This window comes from Crossiella sp. NPDC003009 (assembly GCF_053591555.1).
Genome location: NZ_JBSFUA010000027.1, coordinates 65,742 through 86,101, shown reverse-complemented (window position 1 = coordinate 86,101; position 20,360 = coordinate 65,742). Strand labels below are relative to the sequence as shown.

The 20,360-nt window shown below is 71.2% G+C and carries 20 protein-coding genes; 5 read left to right on the top strand and 15 right to left on the bottom strand.

Features of this window, described 5'->3' with window-relative positions; all coding sequences use genetic code 11:
- Positions 1–27: 27 nt before the first annotated feature.
- The 4 genes from ACWDY5_RS25680 to ACWDY5_RS25665 all read right to left on the bottom strand — a co-directional run bounded on the left by ACWDY5_RS25680 (position 28) and on the right by ACWDY5_RS25665 (position 3,745).
- Positions 28–717: a lysophospholipid acyltransferase family protein gene (locus ACWDY5_RS25680; RefSeq protein ID WP_449724716.1), complete on the bottom strand. Its 690-nt coding sequence runs from the start codon at positions 715–717 to the stop codon at positions 28–30.
- The gene (gene cmk / locus ACWDY5_RS25675; protein WP_449724715.1) at positions 714–1,463 is read right to left on the bottom strand and encodes a (d)CMP kinase; all 750 of its coding nucleotides are present in this window, start codon (positions 1,461–1,463) and stop codon (positions 714–716) included. The genes ACWDY5_RS25680 and cmk overlap by 4 nt, the downstream gene beginning before the upstream one ends.
- Positions 1,464–1,654: 191 nt before the next feature.
- Positions 1,655–2,416: an SDR family NAD(P)-dependent oxidoreductase gene (locus tag ACWDY5_RS25670; protein ID WP_449724714.1), complete on the bottom strand. Its 762-nt coding sequence runs from the start codon at positions 2,414–2,416 to the stop codon at positions 1,655–1,657.
- A gap of 912 nt (positions 2,417–3,328) precedes the next feature.
- Positions 3,329–3,745, bottom strand: a complete 417-nt coding sequence (locus ACWDY5_RS25665) for a MarR family winged helix-turn-helix transcriptional regulator (RefSeq protein WP_449724713.1) — start codon at positions 3,743–3,745, stop codon at positions 3,329–3,331.
- A gap of 79 nt (positions 3,746–3,824) precedes the next feature.
- Between ACWDY5_RS25665 and ACWDY5_RS25660 the strand changes: the two genes are divergently transcribed.
- Together ACWDY5_RS25660 and ACWDY5_RS25655 are read left to right on the top strand one after the other, a co-directional pair.
- Positions 3,825–4,307 carry a cation:proton antiporter regulatory subunit gene (locus tag ACWDY5_RS25660; protein ID WP_283664507.1) on the top strand — a complete coding sequence of 161 codons (483 nt, stop codon included), beginning with the start codon at positions 3,825–3,827 and terminating at the stop codon, positions 4,305–4,307.
- 5 nt (positions 4,308–4,312) lie between these two features.
- The gene (locus ACWDY5_RS25655) at positions 4,313–5,488 is read left to right on the top strand and encodes a cation:proton antiporter (RefSeq protein WP_449724712.1); all 1,176 of its coding nucleotides are present in this window, start codon (positions 4,313–4,315) and stop codon (positions 5,486–5,488) included.
- Between the two features lie 37 nt (positions 5,489–5,525).
- Here the strand turns inward: ACWDY5_RS25655 and ACWDY5_RS25650 are convergent, their stop codons facing one another.
- Positions 5,526–5,963, bottom strand: a complete 438-nt coding sequence (locus ACWDY5_RS25650; protein WP_449724711.1) for a VOC family protein — start codon at positions 5,961–5,963, stop codon at positions 5,526–5,528.
- A gap of 1 nt (position 5,964) precedes the next feature.
- Positions 5,965–6,534, bottom strand: coding sequence for a DinB family protein (locus ACWDY5_RS25645; protein ID WP_449724710.1), 570 nt, complete (start codon positions 6,532–6,534; stop codon positions 5,965–5,967).
- Between the two features lie 62 nt (positions 6,535–6,596).
- Between ACWDY5_RS25645 and ACWDY5_RS25640 the strand changes: the two genes are divergently transcribed.
- A complete protein-coding gene (locus ACWDY5_RS25640) occupies positions 6,597–7,634 on the top strand; it encodes a helix-turn-helix transcriptional regulator (RefSeq protein ID WP_449724709.1) in 1,038 nt (345 codons plus the stop codon).
- Between the two features lie 51 nt (positions 7,635–7,685).
- On the opposite strand, the gene ACWDY5_RS25635 is transcribed toward ACWDY5_RS25640, so the two are convergent.
- The 8 genes from ACWDY5_RS25635 to sfnG all read right to left on the bottom strand — a co-directional run bounded on the left by ACWDY5_RS25635 (position 7,686) and on the right by sfnG (position 16,936).
- Positions 7,686–8,741, bottom strand: a complete 1,056-nt coding sequence (locus ACWDY5_RS25635) for a glycoside hydrolase family 19 protein (RefSeq protein ID WP_449724708.1) — start codon at positions 8,739–8,741, stop codon at positions 7,686–7,688.
- A gap of 34 nt (positions 8,742–8,775) precedes the next feature.
- Positions 8,776–9,729, bottom strand: coding sequence for an alpha/beta hydrolase (locus tag ACWDY5_RS25630; protein WP_449724707.1), 954 nt, complete (start codon positions 9,727–9,729; stop codon positions 8,776–8,778).
- Between the two features lie 90 nt (positions 9,730–9,819).
- On the bottom strand, positions 9,820–11,499 hold the full coding sequence (locus ACWDY5_RS25625; protein WP_449724706.1) for a chitinase: 1,680 nt from the start codon (positions 11,497–11,499) through the stop codon (positions 9,820–9,822).
- 152 nt (positions 11,500–11,651) lie between these two features.
- Complete coding sequence (locus tag ACWDY5_RS25620; RefSeq protein ID WP_449724705.1) at positions 11,652–12,809, bottom strand: LLM class flavin-dependent oxidoreductase; 1,158 nt, start codon at positions 12,807–12,809, stop codon at positions 11,652–11,654.
- Between the two features lie 12 nt (positions 12,810–12,821).
- A complete protein-coding gene (ssuE, locus tag ACWDY5_RS25615; protein ID WP_449724704.1) occupies positions 12,822–13,376 on the bottom strand; it encodes an NADPH-dependent FMN reductase in 555 nt (184 codons plus the stop codon).
- Between the two features lie 9 nt (positions 13,377–13,385).
- The gene (locus tag ACWDY5_RS25610) at positions 13,386–14,591 is read right to left on the bottom strand and encodes an SfnB family sulfur acquisition oxidoreductase (protein ID WP_449724703.1); all 1,206 of its coding nucleotides are present in this window, start codon (positions 14,589–14,591) and stop codon (positions 13,386–13,388) included.
- The gene (locus ACWDY5_RS25605) at positions 14,588–15,811 is read right to left on the bottom strand and encodes an acyl-CoA dehydrogenase family protein (protein ID WP_449724702.1); all 1,224 of its coding nucleotides are present in this window, start codon (positions 15,809–15,811) and stop codon (positions 14,588–14,590) included. Before ACWDY5_RS25605 ends, ACWDY5_RS25610 begins: the two co-directional genes overlap by 4 nt.
- A gap of 3 nt (positions 15,812–15,814) precedes the next feature.
- Complete coding sequence (gene sfnG / locus ACWDY5_RS25600) at positions 15,815–16,936, bottom strand: dimethylsulfone monooxygenase SfnG (RefSeq protein ID WP_449724701.1); 1,122 nt, start codon at positions 16,934–16,936, stop codon at positions 15,815–15,817.
- 298 nt (positions 16,937–17,234) lie between these two features.
- Here sfnG and ACWDY5_RS25595 point away from each other — a divergent pair, with 298 nt between their 5' ends.
- The gene (locus ACWDY5_RS25595) at positions 17,235–17,930 is read left to right on the top strand and encodes an alpha/beta hydrolase (RefSeq protein WP_449724700.1); all 696 of its coding nucleotides are present in this window, start codon (positions 17,235–17,237) and stop codon (positions 17,928–17,930) included.
- 100 nt (positions 17,931–18,030) lie between these two features.
- Positions 18,031–18,825: a lysozyme gene (locus tag ACWDY5_RS25590; RefSeq protein WP_449724699.1), complete on the top strand. Its 795-nt coding sequence runs from the start codon at positions 18,031–18,033 to the stop codon at positions 18,823–18,825.
- On the opposite strand, the gene ACWDY5_RS25585 is transcribed toward ACWDY5_RS25590, so the two are convergent.
- Positions 18,822–20,111 carry a carboxylesterase/lipase family protein gene (locus tag ACWDY5_RS25585; RefSeq protein WP_449724698.1) on the bottom strand — a complete coding sequence of 430 codons (1,290 nt, stop codon included), beginning with the start codon at positions 20,109–20,111 and terminating at the stop codon, positions 18,822–18,824. The genes ACWDY5_RS25590 and ACWDY5_RS25585 overlap by 4 nt on opposite strands.
- Positions 20,112–20,360 lie beyond the last annotated feature (249 nt).

Below are 20,360 nucleotides of genomic sequence, written 5' to 3'. Positions count from 1 at the left end.
CCTCATCAGTCCATGTGCCGTCCAGGCTCACGCGCTGTCTCCTTCTTGCTGCTCGGCGTTGCCCGGGTACCCGGCACGCATCACGTCCAACTCCGCGACCAGTTCGGCCAGCCGGCCGCGGACCAACTCGGTCGCCTCGGTCAGGGCGGTCTTGCCCTTGCCGGGCGGCAGCGCGAACGGCGTGCCGAAGAGCACATCCACCCGCGGCCGGAACCGGCGACCCGATCCTTCCGGACGACGGAAACCCCGGCAGGCCACGGGCAGCACCAGAGCGCCACCCGATCGGGCGAGCCAGGCCGCGCCGTTGGCCGCCTTGACCACCTCACCGGTGCCCCGGGTGCCCTCCGGGAACACGCCAACCAGGCCTTCGCCTTCGCGCAGCAGCCGCACCGCGGTCAGCAGCGGCGTCCGGTCCGGTGCGCCGCGGCGCACCGGCAGCTGGCCGAGCCGCCGCAGGAACTTGCCGAGCGGGCCCTGGAACTGTTCGTGCTTGACCAGGAACACCGATCGACGACCGAGCACACAGAACAGTACGGGACCGTCCAGGAAGGCGGTGTGGTTGGCCACCATGACCACCGCTCCGGTGCGCGGAATCCGCTCCCGGTGGTGCAGGTGCAGCCGGAACGGGGTGCGCGCGACCACGGTGCCGATGCCGCGGCACAGGTCGTTGAACCAGGGCCAGGCGCCCTCGGGCAGGCCGCTGGGGTGTCCGGTCACGGCCCGGTCCGCTCCGGCACCGCGCTCAGTCCGTGTGCCTCGGCCAGCTCGACGAGGCGGGTGACCACGCCGTCGATGTCCAGTTCGGTGGTGTCGACCTCGACCGCGTCCTCGGCCTTGCGCAGCGGCGAGGCCTTGCGGGTCGAGTCGTAGGTGTCCCGGCGCCGCACGTCGGCCAGGGTCGCCTCCACCGAGACGGCCCGGCCGGCGCGGGCGTCCTGGTCGACCCGGCGCTGGGCGCGGGCCTCGGCCGAGGCGGTCAGGTAGATCTTGAGGTCGGCGTCGGGGGCGACCGTGGTGCCGATGTCGCGGCCCTCAGCCACGATCCGGCCGCCGCCGGCCACCACCTCGGCGATGATCCGCTGCTGCTGGCCCACGATCAGCGCGCGCACCTCGGGCACCGCGGAGACCGGGGACACCGCGAGGGTGACCTCGGGGCCGCGGATCTCGGCGGCCACGTCCTCGGTGCGCTCCAGGTCGGCCGGGTCGGGATCGGCCAGCTCGATGGTCGGCGCGAGCGGGTCGGTGCCCACCAGCATGCGGGTGGACTCGACCACGGCGAGCACCTTCTCCGCGTCGTTCGGGTCGACTCCGGCGCGCAGCACGGCGAGGGTGGCGGCGCGGTACATCGCGCCGGTGTCCAGGTACCGGGCGCCGAGCGCGGTCGCGAGCCGCCGGGTGACCGTGGACTTGCCGGTGCCAGCCGGACCGTCCACTGCCACCACGCCACGCACGCCCTGTGTCACCGTGAGCCCTCCTCGCCTACCCCAACAAAGGTCCGCCGGATATTGTGCCGCCTCCGCCCGGACCCGCCCGCACCAGCCACAACGGAACTGCCGGTCCGGTAGTCCCCGATGCCGTTGCCGCGACACGGAAATCGGTCCACCAGCACGGATTCCAGGTCCGGGCGGAGGTGGCAGCGGTCACATCCCCGGCGTCAGTTCTTGCCGCCGTCGACGACGATCTCGGCCGCGGTGATGCCGGCCGCCCCCGGCGAGACCAGGAAGCCCACCGCCGCGGCGACCTCGGCCGCGGTGACCAGTCTGCCGATCGGCGTGCCCGCCGTCACCCCGGCGATCGCGTCACCGAGCATCCGCTCGGCCCGTTCGGAGGCGATCAGACCGGACGTGACCAGGTTGACGGTGATCCCGTCCCGCCCAACCTCCCAGGCCAGACTGCGCGAGGCACCGTGCAGGGCGGCCTTGGCCGCGGTGTAGGCGACCGCGCCGGGCATGCCCGCGTGCACCAGGTTGGAGGAGATGGAGACGATGCGGCCGGGACCGGCGGCGCGCATGCCGGGCAGGACGGCGCGGATCAGGTCGAGGGTGCCCTCGACGTTGTGCCGCACCAGGTTCCGCCAGCTGGCGTCCTCGGCTTCGGCGAAGGTGGTGAAGTCGAGGCGGCGGGCGTCGGTTTGGGGGACCGCGTTGTTCACCAGGATGTTGACGGGGCCGAATCCGGACTGGTCGATGGTGTGCAGGAGGGTGCGGGCGGCGGTGGGGTCGGCCAGGTCGAAGGGCAGGGCGAGGGTGGGAGTGCCGTCGGTGCGGAGCTCGGCGGCGAGTGCTTCGGCTCGGTCGGCGTCGCGCTGGTAGGTGATGACGACTCGGTGGCCAGCCCCGCTCAACGCCCGGGTGATGGCCGAGCCCAGGAGCCCCGCGCCCCCGGTGACCAGCGCTGTTGTCGTGTGCTTTGTCATGATGATCTCCCCAGATAGATAGTCGGCTATATAATTGGTCAGAGACAGGCATGTTTGTGATTGATTAACCACTCATGCCGTCATGAGTGGTTAATCAATCACAGTTCGGCCGCGGGCGAGACGCAGCTTCGAGCACGGCGTGGGTCCATGCACTGGGCGCGGATTCGAGCACGGCACAGGTCCGCGAGCGGAGCACGAATCCGGGCACCGCCCGTGCCTCGTTGGCGAGGCACGAATCCGAGCACGGCGCGGCCGCCGACGGTACCGATCCGGCACGGCGCGAGTCCCGCAAGCGACACACGAGTCCGACCTCGACCCGAGCCCGCAAGCGAGACACGAGTCGGCACGGCGCGAGTCCCGCGAACAAGGCACGAGTCCGGCCACGGCCCGAGCCCTGCAAGCGAGACAGGAGTCCGGCCACGGCCCCAGTCCTGCAAGCGAGACACGAGTCCGACCTCGACCCGAGCCCCGCAAGCGAGACACGACTCCAACCGCGACCTAAACCCCGCAAGCGAGACACGACTCCACCGCGGTCCGAGCCCCGCAAGCGAGACACAAGCCCGAGCGCGGTGCCAGCCCCGTGAGCGAGCGCGAGCCTCTTGGGTGAGGCACGAGTTCGCGCACGGCGTCAGGCCGCAGGCGAGGTACGGATCCGAGCAAGCGCGGCTCCGCGAGCGAAGAACGAATCCGCGCCGAGCTTGAAACCCGAGCTAGGTGCAAAGCCGCGAGCATTCGCGGGACCGTGAGCAAGGTGTCGAACTGTGAGCGGTCAGCCACTCACCTTGGCCGGGCGTGAGTGGCTGACCACTCATTGGTGCCCGAGCGAGCTGTCGGGAGCGGCAGGACATAGAGTGGTCGATCACTCATAGAACGCGCCGCCACCGCTACGCCGCCGCAGGCATGAGTGGTTAATCACTCACCACCGAAGCTGCGCCTCAGTAGCCGCACCAGTTCCGCCCGCTCGGCCAGGGTCAGCCCCGCGCCGAGGCGTTGTTCCGCCTCCAGCCAGGCCGCCTCGACCGCCGGACGGGCCGCGCGGCCGCGTTCGGTGAGCCAGATCCGCACCTTGCGCGCGTCCCGCTCGTGCGCGCCACGACGCAGGAACCCCGCGGCCTCCAGGCGTTTCACCGCCTTGGCCACCGTGGGCTGCTCGACCCCGAGCCGTCGCACCAGTTCCGCCTGACACAGGCCGTCCTCCTGCCACAGCTCGTCGAGCAGGAAGTCCTGCCCCGCGGACAGGCCAGCCTCCCCCAGCAACGAGTCCAGCGGCCGCCGCCACCGCTTGAAGGCGGCGAGCAGCTGATAGGAGTCGTGCCGTCGGAGGCTCACCTGACGATGGTAAAGATATATAGCCGACTATGGATTACGCAAGCACCGGAGTGAGCACCGGAAGAGTTAGGGTGGAAACGTGCATGTCGAGGTCACGCCCCTGCCTGGAATTGGCACTCGTCAGGACTTCCTGACCAAGACCGGCCGCCGGATCGGGGTGATCACCCACCGGGACGGCCACTTCGAGCTGATCGCGTCGAAGTCGGACGATCCGGACTCCTGTGTCGCCTCCATCCCGCTCTCCACCGAGGAGGCCGGTGCGCTGGCCAGCCTGCTGGGCGCGCCCCAGCTGGTGGCGCAGCTGCGCGCGGAGCAGAACGAGCTCGCCGGGGTCACCACCAAGCAGCTGCCGCTCGCGCCGGGCACGCCGTTCGACGGGCGGCCCATGGGCGACACCCAGCTGCGCAGCCGCACCGGCGTGTCCATCGTCGCGGTGGTGCGCGCGGGCACCGTGCACCCCTCCCCCAAACCGGACTTCATCCTCGGCGGCGGCGACCTGCTCGTGGTCGTGGGCACCGGTCCGGGCCTCAAGGCCGCGGCGGACATCCTCGACAAGGGCTGAGCTCGATGCACCACACGGCGTTGGCCCTGATCGAGCTGGGCGCGGTGTTCTTCGGCCTTGGCCTGCTCGGCCGGCTGGCCTGGAAGATCGGCGTCTCCCCCATCCCGCTGTACCTGATCGGCGGGGTCGCCTTCGGCAAGGGCGGCCTGATCCCGCTGACCGGCATCGAGGAGTTCACCGGCATCGCCGCCGAGATCGGCGTGGTGCTGCTGCTGTTACTGCTCGGCCTGGAGTACTCGGCGAACGAGCTGGTCACCGGCCTCAAACGGTCCTGGCTGGCCGGCGTGGTCGACCTGGTGCTCAACGCCACCCCCGGGGTCGCGGCCGCGCTGATCCTCGGCTGGGGCCCGATCGGCGCGCTGGCCATGGGCGGGGTCACCTACATCTCCAGCTCCGGCATCGTGGCCAAGGTGCTGGGCGACCTCGGCCGCCTCGGCAACCGGGAGACCCCGGTGGTGCTGTCCATCCTGGTCTTCGAGGACCTGGCGATGGCGGTCTACCTGCCGATCCTGACCGCGCTGCTGGCCGGGGTCAGCTTCTGGGGCGGACTGTCCACTGTGGGCATCGCCCTGTTCGCGGTCACGGTGGTGCTGCTCATCGCGATCAAGTTCGGCCGCTACGTCTCGGCCATGGTCGACAGCCCCGACCCCGAGGTCTTCCTGCTCCGGGTGCTGGGCCTGGCCCTGCTGGTCGCGGGCCTGGCCTCGCAGCTCCAGGTCTCCGCCGCGGTCGGCGCCTTCCTGCTCGGCATCGCCATCTCCGGCTCCACCGCGGAGAACGCCACCAAGCTCCTGGAGCCCCTGCGCGACCTGTTCGCCGCGGTCTTCTTCGTGGTCTTCGGCCTGAACACCGACCCGCGCGACGTCCCGCCGGTGCTCGGCGTGGCGGTGGCGCTGGCGGTGGTGACCACGGCGACGAAGATGCTCACCGGCTGGTTCGCCGCCGGGCAGCAGGGCATCGCCAGACTCGGCAGGCTCAGAGCGGGCTCGGCACTGGTGGCGCGCGGTGAGTTCTCCATCGTGATCGCCGGGCTGGCGGTGGCCTCCGGGGCGGTGGACTCGCAGCTGGCGCCACTGGCCACGGCCTACGTGCTGCTGATGGCGGTGTTCGGGCCGGTGGCCGCACGCGTGGTGGAACCGTTGGCGCGCAAGGCCGTCGCGCTCAGGACGAGAACGGCGTAGCGGAGTCGCGGCGGGCGGCCGCGACTCCGGGCACCGGTCAGTCCAGGCAGAACTCGTTGCCCTCGGGGTCGGTCATGATGATGTGACCTCCGGCCAGCGGCGGCTCGGGCTCGTGCCGGGACACCCGGGTGGCCCCGCGGGCGACGAGCCGCTCGGCCGCTTCTTCCAACGCCGCCATCCGTTCCTCCCCCGCCAGTCCCGGAGCGGCGCGCACGTCGAGGTGCACCCGGTTCTTCGCCTGCTTGCCCTCCGGCACGCGCTGGAAAAACAGCCGCGGCCCCGCGCCATCCGGGTCGATCGCCGCCGAGGCGTCGTTGTGGCGTTCGGGCGGGATGCCGAACGCGGTCAGCGCCTGCGGCCAGGAGTCGAAGCCCTGCGGCGGGTCCTGGACGCGGTAGCCGAGGGTGTCGGCCCAGAACGCGGCCAGTGCGGCCGGGTCGGCGCAGTCGAAGGTGATCTGGACGTCGCGGGCCATGTCAGCTCGTCTCCTGTCGGGTATGCCGGTAGAGGTCGCGGAGCAGGCAGACCTCGGCCAGGTGGTGGATCGCTTCACGGTTGATGTGCAGGACCAGCGCGGCCAGCGGATGCTCGGCGTACTGGCCCTCGGCCTCCCCGCACGGGCGGGCGAGACCGGCTTCGCCCAGGGACTCGACCCCGGCCAGCCACCTGGCGTACCCGGCGTCGAGCTGCTCCAGGGCGGTGGCCGCGGTCGGGGCGTAGTCGAAGGCGAAGTAGTCGGTGGGCGGGCCGCCGAAGTGCGCGGCGTCGCGCATCGCGAACACGCCGACGATGACGTGCGCGAGCCGCCAGGCGATGGTGGTCAGCGGCGGCGGGTCGGGCTCGGGCACGGCGAAGTCGATGGTCATCGCGCCGGAGCCGCCCGGCATCGACGCGGTGCCGGTGCCACGCGGGCGCACGTTCCAGCAGCCGGGCGCGGGCTCCCAGAAGTACTCCTCGTCGGTGAGTCCGTCGAGGCGTGGGCGCAGCTGCTGGGTCCAGTGCCAGCTGAGCTGGTCGCGGAGCAGGTGGTTCCAGGACTCGGTCATGGCGGTCAGCCTGCCGCAGATAGCGGACAGCTGCCTTCCGCGATTCGTGCCACGATGGGTGGGTGTCCGTGGAGGCGACCACCGAGCGAGTGCTGCGGCTGCTGGAGCTGTTGCAGCGCAGGCCGTCCTGGACCGCCACCGAGCTGGCCGCCGAACTGGGGGTCACCGGCCGTTCGATCCGCCGGGACGTGGAGCGGCTGCGCGCCGTCGGCTACCCGGTGCACGCCACCTCCGGGGTCGGCGGCGGCTACCAGCTCGGCGCGGGCACCCGGCTGCCGCCGCTGCTGTTCAACGACGAGGAGGCGATCGCCACCGCGGTCTCCCTGCGGCTGGCCGCGGGCGGCACGGTCGCCGGCGCGGGTGAGGCGGCGTTGCGCGCGCTGGCCAAGCTGGACCAGGTGATGCCGCCCCGGTTGCGGGCCGAGGTGCACGCGGTGCAGCAGGCCACCGACCTCCTGCTGGGGCCGGGGATCGAGATCGACGCCGAGCTGCTGATGACGCTGGCCCGCGCCTGCCGGGACGCCGTCCGAGTCCGGTTCCGCTACGCCGCCCGCGGTGGCGCGGAAGCCGAACGCACGGTCGAGCCGGTCCGCCTGGTGGCCACCCAGCGCCGCTGGTACCTGATGGCCTGGGACACCGGCCGCGCGGACTGGCGCACCTTCCGCCTGGACCGCATGCGCGAGCTGACCGCCACCACCTGGCGCTTCCGTCCCAGGGAACACCCGGATCCGGCCGCCTACGTGCAGCACTCGGTGGCCGAGGCACCGTACCGGCATGTGGCCAGGGTGCGGGTGCACGCCCCGGCCGGGCGGATCCGCGAGCTGGTGCCGCCGCAGGTGGGGCGGGTGGAGGAGGACGGCGACGGGTGTTGCGTGCTGGTGGTCGGCGGCGTGGACCTGGACTGGATCGCGGTGCACGTGGCGCGGCTGGGCTTTCCCGCGGAGGTCCTGGAACCGCCGGAGCTGCGCGCGGCCATGGGACGGCTGGCCACCCGGCTGGCCGCGATGGCCGGTGGCGATCGGCCGGCCGCCGGTTCGGCGACGCTTGCCGGTGGCGATCGGCCGGTCCCCGGTTCGGGGACGCTTGCCGGTGGCGACTGACCAGCCCCGGCCCGGCGACCGCGATCGCCGGGCCGGGGCGTCACCGCACGGTCAGCAGTACAGGTTCCCGCCCGGAGCGACTCCGACGATCCCGGTGAAGCGCTGGTAGGCGCTGACCCGGCTCTGCACCTGCGCCGGGTTCTTGCCATCGCACTCCAGGGATCCGTTGATGCTCCGGATCGTCTGCCCGAACCCGTGGCCGTTGACCATCGCGTAGTGCGGCGTCATGGTGCCCGGTCCGTTCTGCGTGTTCCAGTACCAGAGCGCGGTCTTCCAGGCCACCGCCGGGTCGTTCTGCACCAGGTACGGGTTGTTCAGCAGGTCGATGCCGAGCGCGTCGCCGGCCGCCTTGTAGTTGAAGTTCCAGCTGAGCTGGATCGGGCCGCGGCCGTAGTAGGCGGCCTGGCCCGCTGGGCAGCCGTAGGGCTGGCTGCGGTCGCAGTAGTGCGGGTAGTTCGCGGTGTTCTGCTCCACGATGTGCACCAGGCCGCCGGTCTCGTGGTTGGCGTTGGCCAGGAAGGCCGCGGCCTCCTGCTTGCGGACCTCGTCGGTGCCGGTCTTGGCGAAGCCGGGGAACGCGGCGACCGCGTTGAGCAGGCCCTGGTAGGTGTAGAAGGGGTTCCGGCTCGGGAACATCTGGTTGAACTGGGCCTCGCTGACCACGAACGCGCCGGGGTTGCCGGGGCCGGGGTCGCCGCCGCAGGAGTACGGCTCCCAGTACCAGGTGCTGATCACCGGGTCGTAGCCCGGGTTCTCGTGCTTGGCGCGGTAGTACTTGCCGTCGGTGTAGCGCACGATCGAGCCCGCGGCGTAGAACTGGCCGGCCACCCAGTTCGGGTGGTTGCAGGTCGGAGTGCCCGGACCGCCGCCGCCGTCACAGGCGCCCTGGTCGGCCCAGACCTGGGCGCCGCCAGGGGTTTCGTTCTGGGTCCACCACTTCGCGGCGTAGTTGTGGCCGTTGTGCGAGACCTGGGCGCCGCCGTTGTACTGCTGGCCGGCGTTCCACGCGGCGGCGCAGGCCGCGGCTTCGGCTTGCGGGGCTGGGGCGAACAGGGCGAGCGCGCCCGCGACCACCGCGGCCAGGGCGAGTCCGATGAGACGTTTCATGGTGGCTCCTTCAAGCTCTGCGCAGGGATCAGAGTCAGCCGCCGATGGCGCGGAGCAGCAGCGGCAGGGAACGCTTCAGGGCGCGTTCCCAGTAGGGCCAGTTGTGGCGACCGGCCCCGTAGAGGTCCGTGCTCACCCGCACACCGTTGCGCCGCAACTCTTCCGCCAGCGACACGGTCTGCTCGCCGAGCAGCTCCTCCACCCAGTCCTCGCCCGACCCCGGCGGGTCCAGCGGGCCCGGCCGACCGTCCCCTGTGGACAGATAGACCGGGGTGTGGCGCAGCCGGGCGGCCAGGTCGAACGGGTTGTGCGCGCGCCAGATCCGTTCTTGGGCAACGGGATCGCCCCACAGCGCGTTCTTGTCGAAGCCGCGCTCGGTGAGGATCCGCTGCACCAGGTCGGTGCTGCGCGCGCCTTGGTAGCGGGTGTGCACCACGCCGCTGTAGGCCGCGGCGTAGCTGAAGAACCCGGGATGCCTTGCCGCGTAGGACAGTGCGCCGAAGCCGCCCATGGACAGCCCGGCCACCGCGCGGCGCTGGTTCGCCCGGAACTCCTTTTCCAGCAAGCGGGTCAGCTCCACCAGGTGGAATCGCTCCCACGCCGGGCCGCCAGAAATCCAGTTGGAGTAGAAGCCCGCTGCTCCGCCCTCGGGCATCACCACCAGCGCCCGCGCGTCCGCGGTGGCCGCCGCGCCGTCCATGTTGACCGTCCAGGACCGGTATCCGGTCTCGCCCTCGCAGCAGCCGTGCAGCAGGAACAGCGTCGGCCAGCGCCGCCCCGGCTGCTCCCGGTAGCCGGTTGGCAGCAGGACGCGGACCCCGACCTCCTTGCCGCCCAAGGCGTCCGAGCGCACGGCCAGTTCCACCAGGCGCTCGGAGAGCGTGGTGGTGCGGATGATCCGCGCGCCGGTCTCCGCCGCCGTGGCCGGGACAGCGAGGAAGACGTTGAGCAGCAAGGCGAAACTGAGTAGCAGCGTGCGCAGGCGCATGGGGTCCCCCTGGTGGCGTGGCGGGAGTGAGGGGCGGTCCGCGCACCCGGATGGGAGGTGCGGCTGCGCGGACCGCCGGTCAGTGGCGGGTCAGCCGAGTGAGTTCAGGTGCGGCTTGACCGTGTTGGCGAACTGCTTGCCGTTGCTGTGGTCCCAGTTGATCGACCAGGTCATCACGCCGCGCAGGTTCGCCGCCGCGCTCGCCGGCTTGAAGCTGCCGCAGTTCTGCAGCTTGGCCAGGCAGCTGACCGCGTTGTTCACCACCGAGGGCGCGACGTACCCGCTGCCCGCGCCCCGGGTCGAGGCGGGCAGGCCGAGGGCCACCTGGTCCGGGCGCAGCACCTTGAGCAGGATGCAGGCCTGCCCGGTGATGAAGTCGATGGTGCCCTGACTCACCACGCCGCCGTTGCAGTCGTTCATCGACCCGGAGTTGTAGTACTGGGTGTGCACCACGGTCAGGATGTCCTTGGTGGCCTCGATCAGCGGCATGTACCGGCCGCTGGGCTGCACGTCCAGGGTCTGCGGCGCCATGGTGTAGATGAAGTTCGCGCCGAAGGTGTTGCGCAGCTGGCGGACCGCGCTGGCCACGTTCTGCGCGTGCAGCCCGTGCTCCAGGTCGATGTCCACCCCGTCCACGCCGAACTTGCGGATCAGCGCGGTCATCGTCTCCACGAACGCGCTCACGTTGGCCGCGCTGCTGAAGTCGACGTTGCCCTTCTCGCCGCCGATGGAGAAGACGAACCGCTTGCCCTGGGCCCGTTTCGCCGCGATGTCGGCGATCATGTCCGCGTCGGAGTAGCCGCCCAGCGCGCTGGACAGGCCGGGGTCCACGCTGAAGCCGACCGCGCCGGGCCTGGTGGTGAGCGCGTCGGCGAAGGCGATCGCGATCAGGTCGTACTGCGGGTCGATGTCCCTGATCCGCAGGTTGGCCGCGCCGTTGACGAAGTTCTGCCAGTAGCCGGTGAGGATCCGCTTGGGCAGCGCGCCGCCGGGGTTGCCGCCCTCGGCGGTGGTGGTGCCGGTGACCGTGGCCGAGCGGGCCGACTCGCCGACGGTGTTGTAGGCGCTGACCTGGTAGCTGTAGCTGGTCGACGGGCTCAGGCCGGTGTCGGTGTAGGAGGTGCCGGTGACACTGCCGACCCGGCTACCGCCGCGGTAGACGTGATAACCGGCCGCACCGCTGACCGCCGTCCAGCTCAGCGAGAGCGAGGAGCTGGTGGCCGACCCGGCGGTCAGGCCGCTCGGGCTGGCCGGGGCCTGCGGGTCGGGGTCGCCGCTGCCGGGCGGGCCGGTCAGCGCCACATCGTCGACGAAGTAGGCGCCGGTGCCGTACCAGCCGTGCGTGTACACGGTGACCCGGCTGGTGTTCGCGCCGGTGGTGAACTTGGTGCTCAGCTGGCTCCAGGAGTTGCCGCCGTGGGTCCAGGTGCTCACATCGGTGGTGCCGGTGCCGCTGGCGCCGAGGTAGGTGTAGCTGCCCTGCACCCAGGCCGAGAGCGTGTAGCTGGAGTTCGGTTTGACCGCCACCGACTGCGCGCAGCGGGCGTTGTCCTGCCCGGAGGGCGTGCTGGTCAGCGCGGCCGAGCCGGACCGGACCGGGGTGGTCACCGTGCCGCCGCCCGAGGTGCAGGTCCAGCCCGCGGTGCTCTGCTCGAACCCTGGGTTGGCCACCAGGTTCGGCTCGGCCGCGGCGGCCGGGACGCCCAGCCCCAGCGCGGCCGTGGCCACGGCTACCAGTCCTGCCAGCAGTTGCCGACGTCTGCGCGTCACAACAACCTCCACACCTCAAGAGCAACGGACAACCGTTTGGCGGCGGTGTTGTTGCTCTCGGCGCGGACCCTGTCATCCGGGTCACACCGAGACCGGCGTGCACCCAAAATGGACTAGACCACTCGGCATGTCAAGAGTGTGAACAGATCACCTCATCGCGCAACTCCCTGTTGGGCGAACGGGATCGCGGCGGCGTGCTGCTCCGATCGGACGAACGGGTTGCGCCACAGGCCTCTGCGGGCCAGCACCGGCAGCACCCCTTCGCCGAACCAGTAGGCCTCCTCCAGGTGCGGGTGCCCGGAGAGCACGAACTCCTCGATGCCCAGGGCGTGGTACTCGGCGATCCGGTCGGCGACCTCCTCGTGGCTGCCCACCAGCGCGGTGCCCGCTCCCCCGCGCACCAGCCCGACCCCGGCCCACAGGTTCGGCGAGATCTCCAGCCCGTCGGTGGAGCCGCCGTGCAGCGCGCGCATCCGTCGCTGCCCCTCGGACTCGCTGCGAGCCAGGCCTTCCTGCACCGAGGCGATGGTGGCCGGGTCCAGCGCGTCCAGCAGCCGCTGCGCCTCGGCCCAGGCGTGCCGCGCGGTGTCCCTGGCGATCACGTGCAGCCGGACGCCGAAGCGGAGCACGCGACCCTGTTCCCTGGCCAGCGCGCGGATCCAGGCGATCTTCTCCGCGACCTGCTCGGGCGGCTCGCCCCAGGTGAGGTAGACCTCGGCGTGCCGGGCCGCGACCTGGCCCGCGGCGGGCGAGGAGCCGCCGAAGTAGATGGGCGGCACCGGATCCGGCACCCTGGTCAGCTCCGCGCCCTCCACCGCGAGGTGGGTTCCGGTGTGGTTGACCCGTTCCCCGCGCCACAACCGGCCCACGATGTCCAGGAACTCGCCGGTGCGCGCGTACCGCTGGTCCTTGGTCAGGAAGTCGCCGTGCGCGCGCTGTTCCTGGCTTTCGCCGCCGGTGACCACGTTGAGCAGCAGCCGCCCGCCGGAGTGCCGCTGGTAGGTGGCGGCCATCTGCGCGGCCAGCGTCGGCGAGAGCAGCCCTGGCCGGAAGGCGACCAGGAACTTCAGCCGCTCGGTGACCTCGGTGAGCATCGCGGTGGACAGCCAGGCGTCCTCGCACCAGGCCCCGGTCGGGGTGAGCGCGCCGGCGAAGCCGAGCTGTTCGGCGCTGCGCGCGATCTGCCCGAGGTAGGCCAGGGTGGCCGGGCGGGCGCCACCGGCGGTGCTGGTGTGCACGCCGTGGCCGCCGCCGACCAGGTAGCGGCTGTCGCCGTAGGTGGGCAGGAACCAGTGGAAGGTCAGGGTCATCGGAGTTCCTTCTCAGCTAGCCGCGAGCAGTTCGCCGTGGCGGCGGTGCACCGCGGCGGAGAATATGTCCACAATGGACAGCAGGGCGGTTTCCGCCTCCGGCGCGAGGGTGATGCCGGTGTCGGTGCGCTGGATGAGCTTGTCCAGCACGAAATAGCCTTGGGTGACGTGGTGCGCGCCGAGGGAGTTGAGCACCGGGCGCAGCGCGTAGTCCAGGGCCAGCACGTGCGCGGGGCTGCCGCCGGTGAGCAGCGGCAGCACCACCTTGCCGGTGAAGGCGAACTGCGGCAACAGGTCCAGCAGCGACTTGAGCACCCCGGTGTAGGCCGCCTTGTACACCGGCGAGGCCACCACCAGCCCGTCCGCCCGCTGGATCTCCGCGACCACCTCGGCGATCCGGGGTTCGGCGGCGTCGGCGGTCAGCAGCGACTCGGCGGGCAGCTCTCGGACCGCGACCGTGCGCACCTGGTGCTCCTGCCCGGCCAGCCGGTCGGCGAGCCGCTCCACCAGGGCGGCGGTTCTTGAGGTGGCGGAAGGACTTCCGGAGATCACCAGGATCGAGGTCATCGGGTCTCCCTAGATGAGTCCGTGCCGGGGCGGGTGCTCGCCGGTCAGGGTGTGGCGGCCGATGTGCTGGATCTTCCAGCGCACCGGGTCGTGCAGGGTGTGCGTGCGGGCGTTGCGCCAGTGCCGGTGCAGGTTCAGCTCGTCCAGCGCCGAGCGGGTGCCGCCGACCTCGAACAGGGCGTTGGTCACCTCGATGGCCGCCCGGTCGGCGGCCACCTTGGCCACCGCCACCGCGAGGGAGGCGGCGGCCGCGGTGGTGTCGACCAGGTTCGCCCTGGCCCGGTCGACCTCGGCGGCCGCCGTGCTCAGCAACGCCTCCGCACCGCGCACCGCCACGGTCAGCTCGCCGAAGCGCTGGATGGTCAACGGATCGGCGTCGGCCCGCTCGGCCCCGCTCTCGAACCACGGGCGGCTGCGGGTGCGCACGAACTCCGCGGCCTCGGCCAGCGCGCCACCGGCGATACCGGTGTCGATGGCCGCGTGCAGCAGCTGGGCCACCGCGCCGTGCAGCTGTGGACCGGTGAAGGTCCGGTGGTGCGGCACCACGTGCCCGGCCGGCACCCGCACCTTCGCCAGCCGCACGGTGCCGCTGGCGGTGGTGCGCTGTCCCATACCGTTCCAGTCATCCACAATGGACAGTCCAGGCGCGCCGGCAGGCACGTAGGCGACCTGCAGCCGGTCCTCGGGATCCTTGGCCAGCACCGGTATCCAGTGCGCGAACAGCGCGCCGGTGCTGTAGTGCTTGATCCCGTTCAGCGTGAACTCCCCCGGCCCGGCCGGGGTCAGCCGGGTCCGGTAGTCCTGCACGTGCTTGGTCCCGGCCTCGGACTGCGCGTTGCCAAAACGCTTGCCGGCCAGCAGTTCGGCGAAGAAGAACCGCTGCTGTTCCGGACTGCCCTGGGCGCGCAGCACATTGACGTAGGCGAAGTGGCTTTGCGGGATCTGCGCCAGGTTGGGGTCGGCGGCGGCCAGCAGCCGGAACACCTCGGCCAGGGTGGTGGTGGCCACGTCGGCGCCACCATGGGCGGCGGGCACGGTGACGCCGAGCAGCCCGCTGGCCGACAGCTCGGCCAGCTCGGCCTCGGGCAGCCTGCGGTGCGCGTCGCGGTCGGCGGCCCCGGCCGCGAACTTCGCCGCGAGCTGGGCCGCCACCGCCAGCGCCTCGGCGTCGCCGCGGATCACCCGCACCGACGCCGAGGCTGGGATGGTGGTCATGAGTACCAGGTGGGCGCGGGGATCTCGTCGCGGAGCACGTACACCCCGACCTCGGCCCGCTTGTAGGCCACCGGGTCGTGCAAGGTGTGCGTGCGCACGTTGCGCCAGAACCGGTCCAGGCCCTGGCTCGACGCGGTGGCCCGCGCCCCGGTCACCTCGAAGATCCGGTTGGTCACCTCCAGCGCGACCTCGGTCGCCCTGGCCTTCACCGCGGCCACCCGCACCTCGTGCTCGCCGCGCCGCCGTTCGGTGAGCGCGTCCGGATCGTCGTGGATGCCTTGCGCCTCAACGGCCACCTGGTCCGCGAGGGCTTCCACCGCCCACAGCTTGCTCGCCAGGTCGCCGTAGGTGTCGATCACGTGCGGCTCGTCCACGGCCCGCTCGTAGGCGGAGTACAGCCAGGACCGGCTGTGCTCGCGGGTGTAGGTGGCCGCGGTCTCCAGCGCGCCCTTGGCGATGCCGAGGTAGAAGTTGACGAACACCAGCTGGATCGCGGGCACGTTGATCGTGTTGTAGACCCTGGGCTGGAACACCTTGTTCTCGAACCCGGCCGCCGAGGCCCAGTCCACGTGCACGTCGCGGATCTGCACGCTGCCGCTCTCGGTGAGCCGCTGCCCGAGGTTGTCCCAGTCGTCGCCGAAGACGATGCCGGGCTGGTCGGAGGGCACGATGGCGAAGATGTGCGTCTCGGTGCCCTGCAACACCCCTTCCAGCACGGTGACGTCGGAGACCTTGCTGCCGGTGGAGAAGGACTTGCGTCCGTTGTAGACGATGGTGTCGCCGTTGTCGGTGATCACCAGGTCGTTGTCCCTGGGGTTGACCGCGCCGCCGAAGAACCAGCGGTGCTTCGCCGCGGCCTCCTCCACCGCGGCGATCTGCGCCGGGGTGCCGACCAGGCGGGCGGCCCAGGCCCACAGGTAGTGGTAGCCGAGCAGCTGACCGATCGAGCCGTCGGCCTTGGCCACCTCGCGGATCACCTGGTAGGCGGTGACCCAGTTCTGGCCGCCGCCACCGTGTTCGGCCGGGGCGAGCAGGGTGACCAGGCCGGAGTCCTTGAGCAGCTGGACTTCCGCGTACGGGGTGGCTCCCGCCTTGTCGCGGGCGACCGCGTCCACGGCGAGGATGGCGGCCACCTCGCCCGCGCGGGCCAGCCACTCCTCGGGGGTGCGCGGCTGGGGGCGGTTGTCGAAGGTCGCGGGGCGGGCTTCGGTGTTGGTCATGGCTCAGACTCCCGTTCCGACTGGCTCGCGGTCGGCGGCCTCGGCTTCCAGCTCACGGACGATGGGCAGCACGTTCTTGCCGAAGTACTCGACTTCTTCCAGGTAGTGCAGGAATCCGAGCAGCAGCAGGTCCACCCCGCGCCGCTTGTACGCCACGATCCGTTGCGCGATCTGCTCCGGGGTGCCGATCAGCTTGCTGCGGAAGCCGTCGTTGTACTGCACCAGGTCCTCGAAGCTGGAGTCCGCCCACATCCCGCGTTTGTCCGAAGTGGACTGACCGGCCTGTGCGACCGCGTCCCGGAACCCGTGCACGGCTTCCACGTTGGCCTTGGCGATGATCTCGCGCAGCACCTCCTTCGCCTCGGCCTCGGTGTCCCTGGCGATGAGGAAGGCGTTGAGTCCAAAGCGGACGGTCCGCCCGTTGGCCGCCGCCGCGCCCTTGACCTCGCTGACCTGCTCGGTCACCCCGTCGAAGTCCTTGCCGTTGCTGAAGTACCAGTCCGAGACCCGTCCGGCCATGGCGCGCGCGGCGGTGGAGTTGCCGCCCTGGAAGATCTCCGGGTGCGGCCGGTCCGGCACCTCCAGGGGTTTGGGTTTGAGGTCGAAGTCGTGCAGTCGGTAGAAGTCGCCGCGGAACTCGGCGGCCTCGGAGGTCCAGATCTCGCGCAGCACCCGGATGAACTCCTCGGAGCGGCGGTAGCGCTCGTCGTGCTCCAGCCAGGGTTCGCCGAGCTTGGTGAACTCGTCCTTGAACCAGCCGCTGACCACGTTCACCGCGGCCCGGCCGCCGGAGAGGTGGTCGGCGGTGGCGATCAGCTTGGCCAGCACGCCGGGCTGCCAGAGCCCGGGGTGCACGGCGGCGATCACCTTGAGCCGCTGGGTGGCCAGCAGCAGCGCGAGGCTGAAACTGGTGGACTCGTGCTGGTAGGCGGCGCCGTAGCTGGCGATGTAGCGGACCTGGCTCAGCGCGTACTCGAACCCGTTGTCCTCGGCGAGGACGGCGAGTTTCCGGTTGTACTCATAGCCCCAGTCGGTGCGTTGTTCGATGTCGCTGGTGACCAGGCCACCGCTCACATTCGGCACCCAGTAGGCGAACTTCAACGATTCGGGAGTGGATAGGGACACAGCTCTCTCCAGCCGGTCGGAAAAGAAAGATCAAGAATTTCCCGGCATGCCGAAAAAAGGCGGCATGCCAACGGAATGAGGTGAAGATGTCCTGGTCAGGGACTAGCTGAGAGAGTTCGGACAGCCTTGAGCGGCGACACGGACGAGGTCGACGTGCCGGCGCCGGACGAGAGGCGTCGAATGGGACACGCCATTGATGGCAACAGGTCCACCGGCCGCTGTCAACGCCGCATTTGTGGGAATCCCGTTCCCTGGGACGAGATTGACCGGCCGCCGCGCCATTCCTAGCGTGCGAGTCATGAACCGGGGAACCCTGGTGGTCCTGCCTGGCCGCGGCGAGCACGCCGCCCGCTATTCGAGGTTGACCGCGCGGCTGGCGGTCGACGGCTACCAGGTGCGGGTCGTGGACCTGCCCGAGCCAGAACCGGCCCTCGCCCTGGCCCGCGTGCACGCGGCGGCCACCGAGGCCCAGGGCACGCTGTACCTGCTGGGCGCGGACACCGGCGCGCTGCTCGCGCTGCACGCGGCGCGGTTCGAGCCCTCGGTGCGCGCGGTCGTCGCCGCCGGTGTGCCCGGCGGCGCGCTGCCCGCCGGTGGCGAGACGCTGGACTTCGACGACGAGCTGCGACTGCGCCTGCACGGGGAGGACCAGCGCGCCGAACTGGCCGCCGAGGCGGGACTGCGGCGCGGGGAGCTGCTGCGCACCCCGGTGCCGCCCGCGCTGGCCGAGTCCGCGCTGGCCGGTGGGCCGGACCTGCCGGTGCTGGTGCTGCACGGCGACTCGGACGTGCTGTGCCCGCCGCTCACCGCCCGGACGCTGGCTCTGCGGCTGCGCCGGTCACGCTTCGTCACCGTGGCCGAGAGCAGGCACGACGTCCTGCACGACAGCCATCACCGGAGCGTAGCGGCACAGATCGTGCAGCTGCTGGAGCAGACGAGGACCAGTCGCTACTCCACTCCGGCGCTGCGGGTCTCCATCCGGTCTACGTTCTGACACCGCGTCCCCGGAAGGGGGGACAACGCGGCACCAAGATCGGGTGATTCGCCGTCGTGCCGCCACGCGGAGCCGGACATGAGCGCTTACCGTCCGCGACATGACCTTCTCAACCCTGAGTGCAAGGTCGTTGACGCTGGCGACCCTCGCGCTCCTGCTGATCACCGGCTCGGTCCCGGCGCTGGCCGAGGAGTCCGGCGCGGAACGCGCGTTCGCCGGGGCGGGCGCGGGCGCCGAAGCCAGGGACGGCACCGAGTTCCAGCCCAGCGGCAAACCGCTCGGGCTGGATGTCAGCGGCCACCAGGGCGAGGTCAACTGGGCCGAGGTCAAGCGCAAGGGCGCGACCTTCGCCTACGTGAAGGCGACCGAGGGCACCGGCTTCAAGAACCCGCGCTTCGCCCAGCAGTACCAGGGTTCCTACGACGTCGGCCTGATCCGCGGCTCCTACCACTTCGCGCTGCCGGACCGCTCCAGCGGCGCGGCGCAAGCGAACTACTTCCTCGGCAACGGCGGCGGCTGGTCCGGCGACGGGCGGACCCTGCCCGGCGCGCTGGACATCGAGTACAACCCTTACGGCCCAGCGTGTTACGGCAAGAGCCCGGCCGACATGGTGGCCTGGATCCGCGACTTCAGCCAGACCTACGCCCAGCGCGCCAAGCGGCACCCGACCATCTACACCACCACGAACTGGTGGAAGACCTGCACCGGCAACAGCGCGGAGTTCGGCAAGACGAACCCGCTGTGGCTGGCCAGGTACGCCGACGCGCCGGGGGAACGACCGGCGGGCTGGGACTGGCACACCTTCTGGCAGTACAACGACAAGGGCACGTTCCCCGGCGACCAGAACGAGTTCAACGGCTCCCTGGAACGACTTCAGCTCTTCGCGAAGGGCTAACCGCCCAGCCACCGCACGAACGGCGTCTCCTCGGTGAACCGGGGCCAGCCCGGATCTCCGTGCGCGGCAAAGGAAACCCAGTTCCCGTTGACCTCGCGGGCCAGCTCGGCAGGCGGCTTCTCGCCCTCAAGGCGGGAGTGCCCCAGGTTGTCGAAGACGAACCCGAGCTCCAGCCCGTGCGCCGCCCCCACGCCCGGCAGTGGCGACCGCCAGCCGAACTCGTAGAGGTAGGTGGCCGCGGCGCCGGTCCTGGACTCGGCGAGGGTGTACGCCGGTTCCCGGAACAGCTGTTCGGTCAGCGCGGCCGCCACGCCCTCGTCCCGGACGAGCAGGCTCAGCTCGTCGGAGTTGGTGCCCAGCAACAGCTCCACCTCCCGGCCCGCGCCCGCGAGCAGCGCGTCGAAGGGATGCCGGGTCAGCACCTGGCCGTCCACCACCGGCCCGAAGGCCATCGAGGAGGCGACCACGGTCTCGCCCCAGCGCAGCGGATCCGGATCGGCCAGCACCGCCAGGGTCAGGTCGGTGGCGATCTCGGCCAGCCGCGCCGGCTCGACCTCGGCCAGGCCCTCCGCGGTGGCCGGGACCCCGGCCAGACCGGCCAGTTCCTTGGCCATCCGCTCAGCGTCCACAGTGGACAGAGCGGACCTGGGTGCGGCGCTCTGCGCCACCGCCCGCCGGAACCGCCCGGTGTCCAGGGACAGCAGGGCAAGCACCGAACCGGCGCCCGCGGAGCTGCCGCTGATGGTGATCCGGTCCGGGTCGCCGCCGAACCCGGCGATCTCCCGGCGGACCCAGTCCAGCGCGGCCAGCTGGTCCAGCAGGCCCCGATTGGCCGGCACCCCTGGCAGCTGGGCGTAACCCTCCGCGCCGAGCCGGTGGTTGAGGGAGACGATCACGATGCCGCGCGTGGCGAACGCGCGGCCGTCGTAGCTCGGCTGGGCGGAGGACCCGGTGACGTGCGCGCCACCGTGGATCCACACCAGCACCGGCCGCCGCGCGCCGTCCACACCCGGCGTCCACACGTTGAGGTTGAGGTACTCCGCGCCCGGAACGGACGGTTCGGCCAGGAGCTCCAGTCCCGTCCGGTTCAGGCTCGCCGAGGGCGCGGTGGCACCGAACTCGGTGGCCTCCCGCACCCCGGTCCACGGCCGCACCGGTTCCGGCGCGGCGAACCGCCCGGAGCCCCGCGGCGCGGCCGCGTAAGGAATACCCAGGAAACGGGCAACGCCGTCGTCCTGCCGACCACGGACCCGGCCGCTGGAGGTCCTCGCCAGGACCTCGGTCACCGCGCGGCTCCCTGGAACCACGGCGGCGGCAGGTCCGGCATGCCAGCCCACAACGGAAAGCCCTTACCCCCCGGGCACGCAACCTTCATCGGTCTTTCCTGTTCTTCTGGCGCTCCTGGAGCCCCCAGCCAGGCATCCGGCCATCCTCCGAGCGCAGCATAACCACAAGAACCGACCGACCGGTCGCCTTGTTCCACGCTTTGAATTATGTGAACCACTCGCCGCCCCCACGGCCACCCCGAGCCGGAC

Bases quoted from the DNA above. Each gene is read 5' to 3' on its own strand.
- ACWDY5_RS25670 (WP_449724714.1), bottom strand. From the start codon at position 2,416: ATGACAAAGCACACGACAACAGCGCTGGTCACCGGGGGCGCGGGGCTC.
- ACWDY5_RS25655 (WP_449724712.1), top strand. From the start codon at position 4,313: ATGCACCACACGGCGTTGGCCCTGATCGAGCTGGGCGCGGTGTTCTTC.
- ACWDY5_RS25650 (WP_449724711.1), bottom strand. From the start codon at position 5,963: ATGGCCCGCGACGTCCAGATCACCTTCGACTGCGCCGACCCGGCCGCA.
- ACWDY5_RS25645 (WP_449724710.1), bottom strand. From the start codon at position 6,534: ATGACCGAGTCCTGGAACCACCTGCTCCGCGACCAGCTCAGCTGGCAC.
- ACWDY5_RS25635 (WP_449724708.1), bottom strand. From the start codon at position 8,741: ATGAAACGTCTCATCGGACTCGCCCTGGCCGCGGTGGTCGCGGGCGCG.
- ACWDY5_RS25630 (WP_449724707.1), bottom strand. From the start codon at position 9,729: ATGCGCCTGCGCACGCTGCTACTCAGTTTCGCCTTGCTGCTCAACGTC.
- ACWDY5_RS25620 (WP_449724705.1), bottom strand. From the start codon at position 12,809: ATGACCCTGACCTTCCACTGGTTCCTGCCCACCTACGGCGACAGCCGC.
- ssuE (WP_449724704.1), bottom strand. From the start codon at position 13,376: ATGACCTCGATCCTGGTGATCTCCGGAAGTCCTTCCGCCACCTCAAGA.
- ACWDY5_RS25610 (WP_449724703.1), bottom strand. From the start codon at position 14,591: ATGACCACCATCCCAGCCTCGGCGTCGGTGCGGGTGATCCGCGGCGAC.
- ACWDY5_RS25605 (WP_449724702.1), bottom strand. From the start codon at position 15,811: ATGACCAACACCGAAGCCCGCCCCGCGACCTTCGACAACCGCCCCCAG.
- ACWDY5_RS25595 (WP_449724700.1), top strand. From the start codon at position 17,235: ATGAACCGGGGAACCCTGGTGGTCCTGCCTGGCCGCGGCGAGCACGCC.
- ACWDY5_RS25590 (WP_449724699.1), top strand. From the start codon at position 18,031: ATGACCTTCTCAACCCTGAGTGCAAGGTCGTTGACGCTGGCGACCCTC.